The organism is Empedobacter sp. ULE_I140 (assembly GCF_053482575.1).
Map to the genome: position 1 here is coordinate 140677 of NZ_JBQMTX010000001.1, position 16680 is coordinate 157356.

Annotated in this window: 15 protein-coding genes; 11 read left to right on the top strand and 4 right to left on the bottom strand. The window is 32.5% G+C overall.

The genetic code is table 11. From position 1 onward, the window contains the following. Positions 1–4: 4 nt before the first annotated feature. From ACTS9J_RS00640 to ACTS9J_RS00650, 3 genes are all read right to left on the bottom strand, one after another. Positions 5–1027 carry a sugar phosphate nucleotidyltransferase gene (locus tag ACTS9J_RS00640; RefSeq protein ID WP_448352693.1) on the bottom strand — a complete coding sequence of 341 codons (1023 nt, stop codon included), beginning with the start codon at positions 1025–1027 and terminating at the stop codon, positions 5–7. A 93-nt stretch (positions 1028–1120) separates the two neighbouring features. After that, positions 1121–1555: a dUTP diphosphatase gene (gene dut / locus ACTS9J_RS00645; RefSeq protein ID WP_038336568.1), complete on the bottom strand. Its 435-nt coding sequence runs from the start codon at positions 1553–1555 to the stop codon at positions 1121–1123. Between the two features lie 2 nt (positions 1556–1557). Continuing rightward, a complete protein-coding gene (locus ACTS9J_RS00650; protein WP_125349197.1) occupies positions 1558–2976 on the bottom strand; it encodes a lipopolysaccharide biosynthesis protein in 1419 nt (472 codons plus the stop codon). Positions 2977–3072: 96 nt separating this feature from the next. Here ACTS9J_RS00650 and ACTS9J_RS00655 point away from each other — a divergent pair, with 96 nt between their 5' ends. The 8 genes from ACTS9J_RS00655 to ACTS9J_RS00690 all read left to right on the top strand — a co-directional run bounded on the left by ACTS9J_RS00655 (position 3073) and on the right by ACTS9J_RS00690 (position 10537). Next, positions 3073–4074 carry an NAD(P)H-dependent glycerol-3-phosphate dehydrogenase gene (locus ACTS9J_RS00655; RefSeq protein ID WP_038336564.1) on the top strand — a complete coding sequence of 334 codons (1002 nt, stop codon included), beginning with the start codon at positions 3073–3075 and terminating at the stop codon, positions 4072–4074. A 1-nt stretch (position 4075) separates the two neighbouring features. Then, entirely contained in the window at positions 4076–4489 is a 414-nt protein-coding gene (locus tag ACTS9J_RS00660) for a hypothetical protein (protein WP_038336563.1), read from the top strand. 124 nt (positions 4490–4613) lie between these two features. Next, positions 4614–5069: a hypothetical protein gene (locus tag ACTS9J_RS00665; RefSeq protein ID WP_448352694.1), complete on the top strand. Its 456-nt coding sequence runs from the start codon at positions 4614–4616 to the stop codon at positions 5067–5069. A gap of 116 nt (positions 5070–5185) precedes the next feature. Beyond that, positions 5186–6061, top strand: a complete 876-nt coding sequence (locus ACTS9J_RS00670; RefSeq protein ID WP_286501724.1) for a bifunctional 5,10-methylenetetrahydrofolate dehydrogenase/5,10-methenyltetrahydrofolate cyclohydrolase — start codon at positions 5186–5188, stop codon at positions 6059–6061. A gap of 4 nt (positions 6062–6065) precedes the next feature. Then, positions 6066–6713: a 7-carboxy-7-deazaguanine synthase QueE gene (locus ACTS9J_RS00675; protein ID WP_052217917.1), complete on the top strand. Its 648-nt coding sequence runs from the start codon at positions 6066–6068 to the stop codon at positions 6711–6713. A gap of 96 nt (positions 6714–6809) precedes the next feature. Continuing rightward, positions 6810–7331: a plastocyanin/azurin family copper-binding protein gene (locus ACTS9J_RS00680; protein ID WP_180905630.1), complete on the top strand. Its 522-nt coding sequence runs from the start codon at positions 6810–6812 to the stop codon at positions 7329–7331. 234 nt (positions 7332–7565) lie between these two features. After that, positions 7566–9299, top strand: coding sequence for a thiamine pyrophosphate-dependent enzyme (locus ACTS9J_RS00685; RefSeq protein ID WP_448352695.1), 1734 nt, complete (start codon positions 7566–7568; stop codon positions 9297–9299). Continuing rightward, positions 9299–10537 (top strand): MFS transporter, encoded by a 1239-nt coding sequence (locus ACTS9J_RS00690; RefSeq protein WP_416402561.1) that lies wholly within the window; start codon positions 9299–9301, stop codon positions 10535–10537. The genes ACTS9J_RS00685 and ACTS9J_RS00690 overlap by 1 nt, the downstream gene beginning before the upstream one ends. Positions 10538–10583: 46 nt before the next feature. Here ACTS9J_RS00690 and pgi read toward each other — a convergent pair whose 3' ends face one another. After that, positions 10584–12236, bottom strand: coding sequence for a glucose-6-phosphate isomerase (gene pgi / locus ACTS9J_RS00695; protein WP_448352696.1), 1653 nt, complete (start codon positions 12234–12236; stop codon positions 10584–10586). Positions 12237–12402: 166 nt separating this feature from the next. Between pgi and ACTS9J_RS00700 the strand changes: the two genes are divergently transcribed. The 3 genes from ACTS9J_RS00700 to ACTS9J_RS00710 are packed head-to-tail and all read left to right on the top strand — an operon-like array spanning position 12403 to position 16677. After that, entirely contained in the window at positions 12403–14028 is a 1626-nt protein-coding gene (locus ACTS9J_RS00700; protein ID WP_448352697.1) for an alpha/beta fold hydrolase, read from the top strand. 55 nt (positions 14029–14083) lie between these two features. Further along, complete coding sequence (locus ACTS9J_RS00705) at positions 14084–14830, top strand: lysophospholipid acyltransferase family protein (protein ID WP_416411136.1); 747 nt, start codon at positions 14084–14086, stop codon at positions 14828–14830. Further along, positions 14827–16677, top strand: coding sequence for a M1 family metallopeptidase (locus ACTS9J_RS00710; protein ID WP_448352698.1), 1851 nt, complete (start codon positions 14827–14829; stop codon positions 16675–16677). Before ACTS9J_RS00705 ends, ACTS9J_RS00710 begins: the two co-directional genes overlap by 4 nt. Positions 16678–16680 lie beyond the last annotated feature (3 nt).

The following is a 16680-nucleotide window of genomic DNA, read 5'->3' on the forward strand; positions in this document are numbered from 1 at the left end:
TTTTTTAAGCTTCGTATGATTTGAAGTCCAATTCGGAGTAATCTCCTAAACTAATACTACGCGAAACACCATAATATTTGGCATTGTTTCCGATCATTGTATCTGTAAGATTTGCATTACTGATGATTGAATTTTCTTGAATCAAACTGTTATCAATATTCGAGTTTTCAACAACCGTTCCATTTCCTAATGAAACAAAAGGTCCGATTTTCGAATTTTTAATCACGACATTTTCTCCAATAAAACATGGTTCAATGATTAATGAATTGTCAATTTTTGCAGAAGAATGAATCGTTTTGAAATCTTCTTTATCCAGATTCAACACACGTGTATTGGTGTCAACTGTAACCGCTTTATTACCACAATCCATCCATTCGTCCACTTTTCCAAGCGTAAATTTATCACCTGCAGCACGCATATTTTCTAATGCATCTGTCAATTGATATTCTCCACCTTTTTGAATATCATTTTCTAATAAATATTCAATTTCTTTATATAACTTTTGTCCATCACGGAAAAAGTAAATCCCAATAATCGCCAAATCCGAAACAAATTCTTTTGGTTTTTCAACGAAATCTGTAATAACACTGTTATCATCTAATATCACAACGCCAAAAGCCGAAGGATTATCGACCTGTTTTACCCAAACAACGCCATCCGATTCCATATCTAATTTGAAATCTGCACGAAATAATGTGTCTGCATACGCCACAACCGTTGGTCCATCCAAAGCTTCTTTTGCCATCCAAATAGAATGCGCTGTTCCAAGCGGCTCCAATTGATGACAAATTGTTCCTTTTGCTCCTAATTTTTCTGCAATTGCAATTAAATCAGCTTCAACCTCAGCTCCAAAATCACCAATTACAAAAGCAATTTCGTCAATTTTTTCTGAACAAACCTTCGCAATATCTTCTACCAAACGATGCACGATTGGTTTTCCTGCAATTGGAATTAATGGTTTTGGTGTTGTTAATGTATGAGGGCGTAAACGTGAACCACGTCCTGCCATTGGGATAATAATTTTCATTTTATTTCTAAAAATATTTTTTGTTAGATTGATATTTTATAATTGAATTACTTCTTTTTTAGATTCTTCGACAAGCTCAGAATGACAAAAAAATTATTGTTTTCCTGTACTTCCGAAACCTCCAGCTCCGCGTTCAGTTTCATTTAAAGCGTTAGATTCTTCCCACTCAACCGTTTCGTGTTTCGCGATCACTAATTGTGCAATACGCTCCCCATCGTTGATTGTAACGGCTTCGTTTGAAACATTAGCTAAAATAACACCGATTTCTCCACGATAATCTGCATCAATTGTTCCAGGAGAATTCAAACAAGTTAAACCATATTTTAACGCCATTCCACTACGAGGACGAACTTGTGCTTCGTAACCTGCTGGTAATTCGATGCTCAATCCTGTTGGAATTAATCTTCTTTCCAAAGGTTTTAATTCGATTGGTGCATCAATGTTAGCTGTTAAATCCATTCCAGCCGATAAAGCTGTTTTATATTCTGGTAAAGCGTGTTTCGAGATGTTGATAACTTTTACTTTCATCTTTATTTTCTTAGTTTTTTAAGTGTATTTTTTTCCGCAAACGCAATAAACGCAATGTACACGATAAGAATCAGATTACCAATAATCAAATTAGAATCGAGAATGTAATAATTTGTACATGCTAAAGCAATTGCAATTCCCATGTAAAGTACAATTTTATTGACTTTATACGGAATCGGATAAACTTTCTGACCCCAAATGTACGAAATCACCATCATTACACCATACGCCAATAAAGTTGTCCAGGCAGAAACCATAAAACCATATTTTGGCAATAAAAAAACATTCAAAATAATAGTAATCGCACCACCAACCAATGAAATTATAGTTCCGATACTTGTTCTATCCGTTACTTTGTACCATGTTGAAAGGTTATAATAAATTCCGAAAAATAAATTCGCAATTAAAATAATTGGGACAATATCTAAAGCATTCCAATACGTTGAATTTGGAACAAATATTTTCTTAATCCAGTCAATATTTGCTAAAATTCCAAGAATTACAATATTACAAATGATACTGAAAAAGAACAAAATATTCGCGTATGTCTGTTTTGCATCTCCTTTTTTGGCAACTTTAAAGAAAAATGGTTCTATTCCCATTCGATAAGCTGTTACGAAAAGCGTCATTAATGTTGCTAATTTGTAACAAGCGCCATAAGAACCCGCTGCTGCTGGATCTATTAATTGTCGTTGAACTAATTTATCGAAATTTTCATTTAAAATATACCCCAAACCAGCAATCATAATCGGATAACCGTACAAAAACATTTGTTTGAAAAGTGATTGATCAAATTTGAATTGAACATGACGTACAACGCCTATTAATAATACAAATCCTAAAATACTCGCTAATAAATTCGCTATAAAAGGATAGGAAATCGCATTATCAAAACCTAAACCTAGCATAAAATCTTTCGAAACATAATACAACAAACCAATTGTCAAAACTGCTTGAAAAACATTCTGAATTACGCGAATTGTTGTATATAATATTGGTCGATTTTTAAAACGTAGAACTGCAAAAGGGATCACACAAATTGCATCAAAAAAAGCAATCCACGCAAACCACAAAATATATTCTGGGTGATCGCTATAATTTGCAGAATCTGCCAGAGGTTGTAAAAAAAGAAAAACTAAAACGAGCATTGCAGTAGAACTCATCACCATAAACCAAAAAGCTGTATTCAACACTTTTTGATACATTCCTTCTTCGGTTGCATAACGGAAAAATGCAGTCTCGAAACCAAATGTTAAAATGACATTCAGGAAAGAAACCGCAGAATATAATTGAGAAAACATTGCAAAATCTGAATTATCAACTTGCTTGATAATAAAAAAATTCAATGCTAAAATAATTACCCTCGGCAATATAGAGCCAATACCGTAGATAATGGTCTCACTAAAAAGCTTTTTATACAAAGTCGTTAAAATTTTTACAAAATTGAGTTTCTTTTCGTAAAATTCAAAATACCTAAGCTACAAATTAATTAACTTTGTCTATTCAATACATATATTATGATAGAGTTATCTAATCGTAAAGTTGGATTAATAGGGAATGGAAGCTGGGCAACTGCGATTGCAAAAATGCTGAATAAAAACCTTGAAACTTTCAACTGGTGGGTAAAAGATGAATACGTAAAAGGATATTTGGAGCGAAATAGACACAATCCAAATTATTTAACTGATGTCGAATTTAAGTCAGAAAAGCTTAAAATTTCAACGGATATCAACGAAGTTGTCATGAATTCGGATATAATCTTTTTGGTTGTGCCATCTATTTACGTTGCCGATTGTTTAAGTAAATTAACTGTTCCGTTGACAGATAAATTTGTAGTAACATCAATCAAAGGAATTATTCCAGATCATTATCAATTGGTTGGACAATATTTGTTTGATAAATTCGATGTAAAAGAAGAACAATTAGGAATTGTAAGTGGTCCTTGTCACGCTGAGGAAGTTGCTTTGGAGCGTCTTTCTTATTTAACAATTGCGGCGCAAGACGAAAACAAAGCACAAGTTGTTGCGGATTGTTTAGCATGTGATTTTATCAAAACGAAACTTTCAAACGATATTTACGGAACTGAATTTGGCGCGGTATTGAAAAATATTTACGCGATTGCAGCAGGTATAGCGCATGGTTTGGGTTATGGAGATAATTTCCAAGCAGTTTTGATGAGTAATGCGATTCGAGAAATGAATCATATTTTAAAAACTGCAAGTCCAATGAAGCGTAAAATTAACGATTCGGCTTATTTAGGCGATTTGTTAGTAACAGGATATTCGTTCTTTTCACGAAATCGAATGTTCGGAAATATGATTGGAAAAGGTTACACCGTAAAATCTGCTATTTTGGAGATGAATATGGTTGCCGAAGGTTACTATGCGACAAAAGGTGTGGCAATTATGAATGAGCAATACCAAATAAAAGCGCCAATTATCAACGCTGTTCATAAGATTTTATACGAAGATAAAAACGCAAAAAAAACTTTCGAAAAGTTGTCTAAAAAATTAGATTAAGATGATTAAACAAGATTTTATTTCAAAATATATTCAAGAATTAAACAAAACATTGGCTCGAATCATTTCGTTAGAAGTTGGAAATGCAGATGAAGGTTTTTTGATTATTTTCAATCAAATGTTACAATCGTATTACAAAATTGATGATAATAATTTGTCGACTTTATTGGAAGCAAACGAAGAACGCGATCAATTTTTGTTGGCAGATGAATTGAAAAAGAAAAATATTTTGACGTTTATGAAAGCGATTCGTATTTATCTCAATCGAGAAGATTTTACAAAAGCAAAAGCATCTTACGAAGTCTTGAAACGCATTGAAAGCATCAATTCTGGAATTTTTCAATTTCCGACAGAAGAAGATCATTTGATTGTACAAGAACGAAAAGTTGTAGAAGAAAAAATGAGTAATTTGTAATAAAATCAAACTTTATAAAATTTCAAAAAAGCTGTTAGAAAACTAACAGCTTTTTTTTTGTATCTTAACACAACCTAAATCAACCTACTATGGATAACATTCTTTCATTACTATCATCATTATTTTGTTTTTTTCTCCATTTGCACTACTTCTTGGAATAACTTTTTGGGCAAGTAAATCACGCGAAAAGAAACAAAATGCTTTGTTAACACAAGTTCCTCCAAATGTAGAATTTAAAGCAGTTTTGCGTTATAACTTTGGAAATCTACAATCAAAATTCTTAAAAATGAAAGCGTTTCAAGGAAGTGGTGTTTTATATGTTTTGGACGACAAAATACATTATATCACCACAAATAATCCGAACGATAATTTTATTTTCGACCTCAAAACTTCACAAATCAATTGGATTGGTGTTAATCTTACAAATGGTTTATTGGAATGGTTTCAATTGAAAAATGGAGAAAAAGATTATTATTTCAATGTCGAAACTGGAATGTTTATTTTTAATACAAATTCCAAAAAAATGAAAACAACACAAGTTTTTAATTACTTAAAAGAAGCGCAGAAAAAATATCAGTAATGCTAAAACCACTTCACAACGAAGTGGTTTTTCTATTTAATCAAAAAATCATCAACTCAAAACTTAATGATTTATTTTCCAATTTGTCCGTATCTTTGCGCAAACACAACAAAACAATGCAAATTTTAGACGGTATTAAACTGGCAAAAGAGATCAAACAAGAGATCAAGGAGCTGGTGCAGAATTACAAGGACCAAGGAGTTCGTGTACCACATTTGGGTGCAATTTTAGTAGGAAGTAATGGTGCTTCTCAAACCTATGTTGACAATAAAATCAAGGATTGTCATTTTGTAGGTTTCGAGTCTTCAGAATTACGTTTGCCTGATACAATTTCTCAAGAAGATTTGATTGCAGAAATTGAAAAATGGAACAATGATGATACATTAGACGGATTTATCGTGCAATTGCCATTACCAAAACACATCGATCAAGAAGCAGTTATCAATGCAATTGATCCTAAGAAAGATGTAGATGGTTTTCATCCAATGAATTTTGGTAAAATGGCATTAGAAATGGAAACATTTTTACCTGCTACACCTTACGGAATTATGGAAATGTTAGAGCGTTACAACATTGATACAACTGGTAAACATACAGTTGTGATTGGTCGTTCTCGCATCGTTGGTCGCCCAATGAGTATTTTGATGAGTAAAAACGGAAATCCTGGAAACAGTACAGTTACATTAACTCATTCAAAAACGCAAAATTTAGAACAATTTACAAAAGAAGCTGATATTGTGATCACTGCATTAGGTGTTCCTGGTTTCTTAAAAGCTGATATGGTAAAAGATGGAGCGGTTATCGTTGACGTAGGAATTACACGCGTTAATGACGAAACTAATCCTCGAGGATTTAGATTAGCTGGTGATGTAGATTTTGATAATGTAAAAGAAAAAGCATCGTGGATAACGCCTGTTCCAGGAGGAGTTGGACCTATGACACGCGCTATGTTATTAAAAAACACATTGTTGGCATACAACAACAAAAAATAAAATTATGATACACATTGCATCAACAACTGCAGAAGAACAACAATTGATACAAGAAGGGAAATTATTGCCTGTAATGGAGCATTTTTACACAATTCAAGGTGAGGGAATGTACACAGGTGTGGCTTCTTATTTTATTCGATTAGGAGGTTGTGATGTTGGTTGCCATTGGTGCGATGTAAAAGATAGTTGGGATGCTGAAAAGCATCCCTTAACTAACGTTGATGAATTGGTAGACTTGGCAACTTCTCAAGCCAAAACAATCATCATTACAGGAGGAGAACCTTTGATGTGGGATTTGACTTATTTGACAAAAAAACTACACGAAAAAGGTGCAAGAATTCACATCGAAACTTCGGGTGCTTATCCGTTGAGTGGAGAAATTGATTGGGTTTGTCTTTCTCCAAAAAAATTAATGTTGCCGTTAGACGAAGTTTGCGAAGCTGCAAATGAATTGAAATGTATTGTGTTCAATAATCACGATTTTCAATTTGCTGAAGAACAAGCTGCTCGTGTTGGAAAAGATTGTACACTTTTCTTACAAACAGAATGGAGCAAACGCGACAAAAATCTTCCATTGATTGTGGAATATGTAAAAGAAAATCCGAAATGGCGTTATTCTTTACAAACACACAAATATTTGGATATTCCTTAGATATTTATCTGTTTAAAATCAGTTCTATTTAGACTGAGTAAACTTTTTTAAGTTACTGAATTTCATTATTTTTATATCAAACAAAAAATTGAAATAATGAAAAAAATAGCTTTGATGAGTTTCGCGGCAATTTTGATGATGAGCTGCGGAGGTTCTAAGAAAGATGAATCAACTCAACCAGAAATAGATTATAGTACAGCTCCATCAGAAGATGCTGAAACTTCTACAGCTACGCCTGCTACAAACAATCATATTGTTTTGAAAGCGAGTGATGATATGCGCTACGATAAAACTGAATTTACAGTAAAAGCTGGTGAAGAAGTAACTTTAATCTTAATGAATGCTGGTGAAATGTCAAAAGAAGCAATGGGACATAATTTTATTTTGTTAAAACCAGGTTCTGATGCTTCTGCTTTTGCAAATACAGCGGCTTCTGCTAAGGCGACAGATTATATTCCGACAGAATTACAATCAGAAATTATTGCGCACACAAAATTGTTAGGTGGTAAAGAAAATGATCAAATCAAATTTACTTTAGAAGAAGGTACATACGATTTCTTATGTTCTTTCCCTGGTCATTTTGCCACAATGAATGGAAAAATAAAAGCGGTTAAATAGATTGTGCAATTATTTTTTATGTCGAATATAGTTTTGGCACAAATATTGAAATATTCATGTACGTATAAGATTTAGTAGAGTAAATTTTGTCCTCATGTGTTAATTTTAAGCCTGTTTCTTAACAGGCTTTTTTATTTTACAAAAATTTATTGTTCAAATATTTAACACTTATTCCAAATATTTTCATTCTATAATTTCATAACTTGTTAGTCACAATCAAAAAAATACTTTATTATGGGAAAGAATGTAGCACATCAAATTGTAGAATTACTAGAAAAAGCGAATATAAAACGTGTTTATGCAGTAACTGGTGATAGTCTCAATTTTTTTAATATTGCAGTTAAACAAAGTGACAAAATTGATTGGGTTCATGTAAGACATGAAGAAGCTGGAGCAATAGCTGCTACTGCCGAATCAGAATTGAATGGGATTGGATGTTGCGCTGGAAGTTCTGGTCCTGGTCATGTACATTTGATTAACGGAGTTTATGAAGCGCATAAATCAAGAACTCCTTTAGTTGTAATTGCCTCTACTCTGCCTACAATAGAATTTGGTACAGATTATTTTCAGGAAACGAATACTATTAAACTTTTTGATGATTGTAGTTGTTATAATCAAATTATTACTCGAGCAGAACAAGTTCCTAGAATGGTACAAACAGCAATACAACATGCTATTTCAAAAAAAGATGTTGCAATTATTGGACTTCCAGGAGATATTGCAGAAATGGAAGCCGTTGAAAGTAATTATACCTCGAATTTCTATTTCAATCAACCTATTATTACTCCAAATAAAACTGAATTAAGAGAAGCTGCTTCTATTATAAATGATGCTAATAATATTACCTTATTCTGTGGAATTGGCGCATCTCAAGCAAATGAAGAAGTTATAAAACTTTCTCGTCATTTGCATGCTCCAGTTGGATATTCGTTCAAAGGAAAAATGAGTATTCAACCCAATAATCCAAATGAAATAGGAATGACAGGATTACTTGGTCAACCATCTGCTTATCATGCTATGCACAAAGCTGATTTAATTATTTTGATTGGTACCGATTTTCCTTATAAAGATTTTATTCCAACAGATAAAAAAATCATTCAAATTGATTCAGATGGCTCTAAACTTGGACGAAGAGCTAAAATTGATTTAGGATTAGTCGGAAATGCAAAAGAAACAATTAACGAATTAATTGAGTTATTAGAACCTAAGCAAGACAAAGATTTTTTGGATAGTCAATTAGAAATGTACAAGAAAGTTCTTGAAAGCAAAATGACATTTGTTCATGAAAAAGGAAAAGAAAATGCCATTCAACCCGAATATGCAGCTTATTTATTAGATGAGTTAGCTACAAAAGATGCTATTTTTACAGTTGATACAGGAATGTGTTGTGTTTGGGGAGCACGTTATATAACGGGTACGGGGGAAAGGAAAATGTTAGGATCTTTTAATCATGGTTCTATGGCAAATGCAATGCCTCAAGCGATTGGTGCACAAATGGCATATCCTGACAGACAAATTATTGCGATGTGTGGTGATGGTGGAATTTCAATGTTATTAGGAGATTTAGCAACCATCAAACAATATAATCTACCTGTTAAACTAATTATTTTTAATAATAGAACATTAGGAATGGTTAAATTGGAAATGGAAGTTGCTGGTTTAACTGACAATGAAACAGATATGGAAAATCCTGACTTTACTTTGATTGGAAAAGCAATGGGAATAGAAAGCGAATCGGTTAAAAATCCTGATGATTTACCTGATGCAATCGGAAGAGCTTTTGCGTATAATGGACCGTATTTATTAAATGTATTTACAAATCCAAACGCTTTAGCAATGCCTCCAAAAGTAGATCTTGATCAAATGATTGGAATGACAAAATCTATGGCGAAACTAATGTTAGGTGGAAAAATGAATGAGGTAATGGAAACGATTAAATCCAATTATAAACATTTAAAAGATTTATAATGAATCAACCATCATCTATCACACAATCAAGTAAAAAACTTTTCATCATTGCATGGGTTTTAGGCTTAATCTTTTATTTCATTGATTACGCAACTCGTTCTGCGCCTTCATTAATGATCACAGATTTGGCTCAGAATTACAACATTTCTAAAGAAAATTTAGTTTCTCTCATTGGAACATATTATTACACCTATTCGATATTCGCTTTAATTGCTGGAATATTTTTAGACAAATTTGGTGCAAGATATTCGATGTTTGCAGGATGTTTTATACTCGGAATAGGATGTATTTTATTTATCGCTTCCTCCCAATTCGCTGGAACAATAGGCAGATTATTACAAGGAGCAGGTAGCGCATTTGCTTTTCCTGGTTGTGTCTATTTAGCAACCAAAGGATTCTCATCAAAATCTTTAGCAACAGCAATAGGCTTCTCTCAATGTATAGGAATGCTTGGTGGAGCGGCAGGACAATTTGTGGTTGCGCCATTATTAGAAAATGGTTTTGGATATAAAACATTTTGGATAATTGCTGGAGTTTTATGTATAATTCCAGCTGTAGCAATGCTGTTCATAACTCCAAAATCGTCTGAAGAAGAGATCGAAAAAAGTAAACAAACCTCTTTTATTGAACCTTTCAAAATTATTTTCAGCAATCCAAATTCTTGGTTAACTGGTATTATTTCTGGATTATTATTTATACCGACAACAATTTTTGCCATGACTTGGGCTGTTCCTTTTTTCAAATTAGACTTAGGTTTTGATGCTCACAATGCTGCTATGACTGCTGCTATGGCGTCACTAGGCTGGGTAGTTGGATGTCCATTAATGGGTTATATAACGGATAAAATAGGAAAAAGAAAACCTGTTATTCTTTTTGGTTGTATCGGAATGATCCTGATGTTTTTACAACTCATTTATCTTTCAGATTTAATTCCAATAAAAGTTACATTTTTCATTTTTGGGCTTTTCTCTGGAGTCGCAATGATCCCATATTCGGTTATCAAAGAAGCTAATCCAGATTATGTAAAAGGCTCTGCAACTGGAGTTCAAAACTTTTTGACATTTGGTGTAACTTCTCTAGTTAATCCTGTTTTTGCTAAATTATATGGAAACGAAATTGTAAATGTTACAGATAAAACTGTACATTATCATCAAGCAATTTGGTTTTGGATCATTGGAATATTTATTGCCATTATTCTAACCTTATTTTTAAAAGAAACTGGTCACAAAAATTCATAAAAAAATCCGCTCATTGAGCGGATTTTTTAGTAATTATATTGATAAATTATTTTCTCCAATATTTATAAGCATTGATTAATCCATTTGTAGAAGCATCATGAGAAGTAACTTGTTCATCATTTTCTAACTCTGGTAAAATCACATTTGCTAATTGTTTTCCTAACTCTACTCCCCATTGATCAAAAGAGAAAATATTCCAAATAACACCTTGCACAAAAATTTTGTGTTCGTACATCGCAATTAAATTTCCTAAAACTTTTGGAGTCAATACTTGATATAAAATTGAGTTTGTAGGACGATTTCCTTCAAAAATTTTGAAAGCAGTTAAGAAATCAATTTCTTCTTTCGATTTCCCTGCTTTTTCTAATTCAGCAACAACCGTTTCTTCATCTTTTCCAAAAGCTAAAGCTTCTGTTTGAGCAAAAAAGTTTGATAATAATTTTGCATGATGGTCGCCTAAAACATTCAACGAATTAGCTCCTGCAATAAAATCGGCTGGAATTAATTTTGTTCCTTGATGGATTAATTGATAAAAAGCATGTTGTCCATTTGTTCCTGGTTCTCCCCAAATAATTGGTCCCGTTTCATAATCTACTTTTTTTCCATCACGACCAACATATTTACCATTACTTTCCATATCTCCTTGCTGAAAATATGCTGCAAAGCGCGATAAATATTGTTCATAAGGTAACAAAGCAACCGAATCTGCACCAAAGAAGTTGTTGTACCAAATTCCTAAAAGCGCCAAAACTACTGGTATATTTTGATCTAAAGTTTCTGTTTTGAAATGCACATCCATTTCATGCGCTCCCTCTAACAATTCTTCGAAATTATCGAAACCTACTGCCAAAGCAATGCTCAAACCAATCGCACTCCACAATGAATAACGACCACCAACCCAATCCCAAAATTGGAACATATTTGCCGTATCAATTCCGAAATTAGCAACACCTTCTGCATTTGTCGATAACGCCACAAAATGTTTCGCTACATCAGCTTCTTGAGCATCAGAATTCAAAAACCATTCTTTTGCTGAAAAAGCATTTGTCATCGTTTCTTGCGTTGTAAATGTTTTTGAAGCAACAATAAATAAGGTTGTTTCTGGATTTATTTCTTTAAAAGTTTCTGCTAAATGCGTTCCATCAATATTCGAAACAAAATGAATATTCAAACGAGTTTTATAATGTTTCAACGCTTCCGTCACCATCACAGGTCCAAGGTCAGAACCTCCAATTCCAATGTTGACAACGTCTGTAATTTCTTTTCCTGAAAAACCTTTCCATTCACCCGAAATTACTTTTTCCGAAAAAGATTTCATCTGATCTAACACCTCATTAATTTGAGGCATCACATCTTTTCCGTCAACCAAAACTTCTTCATTAGAGCGATTACGTAAAGCTGTATGCAAAACAGCTCGTTTTTCTGTCACGTTGATGACATCTCCTTCAAACATTTGCTGAATTGCCGTATCAACATCCATTTCTTTCGCCAAATCAACCAAAAGTTGAATCGTTTCTGCATTAATTCTATTTTTTGAATAATCTACTAATAATGAAGGATATTGAATTGAAAATTTTTCAAAACGATTTGCATTTTGAGCAAATAATTCTTTGATTGATGTATGCTGAATCGTTTGAAAATGTTGTTCTAAAGCATTCCAAGCCTTTGTAGTTGTTGGATTGATTGTATTTAAAGCCATAATATTTTTAGTATTCTTTCCTTAACAAATTTAATCATTTCAACTTCATCTCAAAATCAATGTTGTCACGATAACGTTGTAGGAAACAAAAATTTAAGAAATAATTATCAATCTTCTCATGTAACCTTTTTAAAAACAATTCGTCTTATAACCAAAACAATAAAATATGCGCAACTATTTTTTTATATTAATCGTAACAATTTGTACAATTCTTCAAGCTCAAATTAAATTAAAAGGAAGTGTAAAAGACAGTAATAATTTGCCAATTTCATATTGTTCGATTGGAATAAAAAATTCAGAAGTTGGAGCAATTACAGATGAAAATGGTAACTTTTCTATCGAAATTCCAGAAAATCTATCTAAAAGTCAATTAATTTTTGATGCATTAGGTTATGATGAAATTTCAAAATCTATAGAAGAAGTTCAACAGAATTCAATTATAATCTTGAATGAAAAATCAATTTCATTGTCAGAAGTTACGCTTAAAACAGAAAAAATGAAAGAGAAAATTATTGGTCAAAAAACTCGTCCAATGCTTACTTTTTCTAAAATGTTTAATCAAAATGTACCAACAATTGAACAAGGAAATATTTTTGAAATTTACCCAAATACAAAACTAAATGCATTTAATTTTCATATTATTCCAAGTTCCAAATATGAAGAAATCACGTTAAAAGTTAATATTTACGTTGTTAAAAATGGTTTGCCAACAGAATCGCTTTTAGATGAAAATATTATTTATAAAACATCTACAACTGGATGGCAAAAAATTGATTTAACACCATATAAATTTCGATTCAAAAATGTGGATAAAATAGCTGTGACACTACAATTAGTTGATTATAAAAAGCTTGCTCAAGAAGATTTTGTTTTTGGTGTTTCTGCTAAAAAATCTTTAGCAAAAGACTTGTTGTTTAGATATCAAAGTCAAGGTAATTGGGAAGCTTCTGCAGGGGTTTTTATAGCTAACTTAGATATTTTATATTCAAAAGATAAATTGACTATAAATGAGGAAAAGCCTGAAGAAATTGATGCAAAAACGAAAGAATTAATTTCATATTATCAACATAAAGAGAGTGCTAAAAAGTCGATTTATGGAAAAAATAAGTCAGGAAAATATATTGATATAAATGATGCGAAAATTTATTATGAAGAATATGGACAAGGTGAGCCTTTGATATTTCTACATGGAAATAATGGAAGTATAGAAGATTTTTATCAACAAATTCCATTTTTTGCCAAGCATTATCGAGTAATTGTTGTTGATACGCGTGGGCAAGGAAGAAGTACCGATTTGACAAATACTCCATACACTTACGAAGAATTTGCAAACGATTTATTTCAAGTCATTCAAAAACTTAATCTAAAGAAAGTCAATCTTGTTGGTTGGAGTGATGGTGGAAATACAGCTTTAATTTTTAACGTTCAACATTCTGAATTAGTTAATAAAATTATAATAATTGGTGCTGTTCTTAACCCAAATGGAGTAAGCAAAGAACTGATTGAGAATTTGAAAAGTTTAGCAAATAAACCTTCCGAAAACGCGAATTTACGCTTAATCAAATTGATGTTAAATGAACCAAATATCCCAAAAAATGATTTAAATAAAATTCAAAATCCTGTATTGGTCATTGCTGGAGAAAAAGATGAAGTAATCGAAAATCATACAAAAGAAATTCAACAAAATATTTCAAAAGCAGAGTTATTGATTATTCCAAATTCGACACATTATGTTCCTTTCGAGCAACCAAAAGTATTAAATGAAGCCATTTTGAAGTTTTTGAAAAAATAGGAACATAGGTTTAGTTTTCATTTTCTCCATATCTTTACCCAACTAAACCAACTCAATGAAATACATCACAGGTTTCTTCGTCCTTATTTGGCGCATTTGGATGATTTTATTAGCCGCAATTTATGTCCTAACAATTGGTGTTTTTATCGTATTACCTTTAGCAAACTTCGATAAAACATTTCCTTACATCTACCCATTTATAAGATATTGGGGAAAATTTGTTTTGTATGGAACAGGATTTAGAATAGATTACAAAAAACTTGTTCCACTCGATCCGAAAGAAAATTATGTTTTTATAGCTAATCATACTTCGGTGATGGATATTATGTTGATGTTGACTATTCTAAAACATCATCCAATCGTATTTGTAGGCAAGGCAGAGTTACTCAAAATCCCTATCTTTGGACGAATATTCGAACGAATTTGTATCCCTGTCGACCGAAAAAGTGCACGTAGTAAAGCACTTGTTTATCCCGAAGCAAAGAAAAAGTTAGACAAAAATCTGAGTATTTTTATTTTTCCTGAAGGCGGCGTTACAAACGACAAAGAATTCAAAATTTATTTGGATCCTTTCAAAGATGGAGCGTTTAACATTGCTATTGAAACACAAACACCTTTGGCTGTTTTGGCGATTCATGGTGTTAATAAAATGTTTCCATTCAATTGGTTTCGAGGATATCCAGGGAAAATAAAAGTTCGATTAGTGGCGACTTTCGAAACGAAAGATTTGAATGTAAAAAACGATAAAGTTGCTTTGAAAGAAGCTGCTTACAACATGATTTTAAAAGATTTAGAACAATGAAAAATTTAGTTTATATCGCATTAGGAACGGCTTTAACGGCGGTTAGTTGCAATAAACAAATCACTTCTACCACAGAAACTGAAGCAAAGGATAATCAAACTTTTGCTGATTTAGATCAAGCACGCATCAAACATTTGAGTTTAGATATCGAAACTGATTTCGATACGCATCAAATCAAAGGTTCGGCGGCTTATACATTCGAAAATAATCAAGCAAAACAATTGATTTTAGATACCGAAAAACTAATAATTGATTCAGTTTTATTAGCGAATGGAAAAAAAACAACATACAAATTAGGTGAAAAAGATTCTATTAAAGGTCAAGCCTTAATCATTGATGTTACGCCAAATGATACAATTGTAAAAGTTTTCTACAAAACTTCTCCAGACGCAAATGCCTTACAATGGTTAAATGCACAACAAACTCACGATAAAAAGCATCCGTTTTTATTGTCGCAAGGACAAGCGATTTTAACGCGTTCTTGGATTCCAATTCAGGATACACCAAGTGTTCGCTTAACGTATGATGCAAAAGTAAAAACGCCAAAAGATTTGTTGCCTTTGATGAGTGCAATCAATCCGAAAGAGAAAAATGCAGAAGGTGTTTACACGTTCAAAATGCCTCAACCAATTGCACCTTATTTGATTGCTTTGGCTGTTGGTGATGTACAATATCAACCAATCGATAACAGAACGGGAGTTTATGCAGAACCTGGCTTATTGAAAGCTGCTGCGTGGGAATTTGCCGACATGGGAAAAATGGTAACGGCTGCCGAGAAATTGTACGGAAAATATCCTTGGGAACAATTTGATGTATTGGTTTTACCACCTTCGTTTCCTTTTGGTGGAATGGAAAATCCGCGTTTAACATTCGCAACACCAACTGCAATTGTAGGTGATCGTTCGATGACGAATTTGATTGCCCACGAATTGGCGCATTCTTGGTCTGGAAATTTAGTAACGAATTCTACTTGGGATGATTTCTGGGTAAATGAAGGATTTACAGTTTATTTCGAACGTAGAATTATGGAAGAATTAGAAGGAAAAGATTATGCAGATATGATTTCGGTAATCGGTTTTCAAGATTTGGAAACGTCGATGAAAAATATTCCAGAAAAATATACTTCATTAAAAGTGAACATGAAAGGTGCAAATCCTGATGATGCTTTTTCTGATGTTCCGTACGATAAAGGTTATTTATTTTTGAAAATGTTAGAAGATAAATATGGTCGTAAAAAATTTGATAAATTCTTGAATCAATATTTTTCTTCGCACGCTTTCCAAACGATGACGACAGAAAAATTTGTGGAGTATTTGAAAACTAATTTGACAAATGGAGACGATTCTTTTGTTCAAGAATGGATTTATAACACAGGTTGGCCAAAAGATTTGAAAAAACCTACTTCAAAATTATTCGATTTAGCAGAAGCACAGTTACAGCAAGATATTAAAAACGGGCGAAATAAAGTTGCTCCGAAAAAAGTGGCGATATCTACGAGATCTACAAACGAATGGGTTCATTTTATTCGTCAAATTGATACGACTAAAAACACGAAAGAAGATTTAGCTTATTTGGATGCTATTTATGATTTTACAAATTCAAAAAATCCAGAAATTGAATGTGCTTGGTACGAAAAAGCATTTTTAATGCACTACGATAAAGTTAATACAAATGCAAAAGAATTCTTGGTAAATGTTGGTCGTCGTAAATTTTTAGAGCCTTTATATTTAGCTTTAAAAGAATCTAATCAATTGGATTTAGCGAAGAATATTTATAAAGATGCGCGTCCAAATTATCATTTTGTTGCGCGTCAAACAATTGATACAATGTTAAATTACAAACCATAAAAC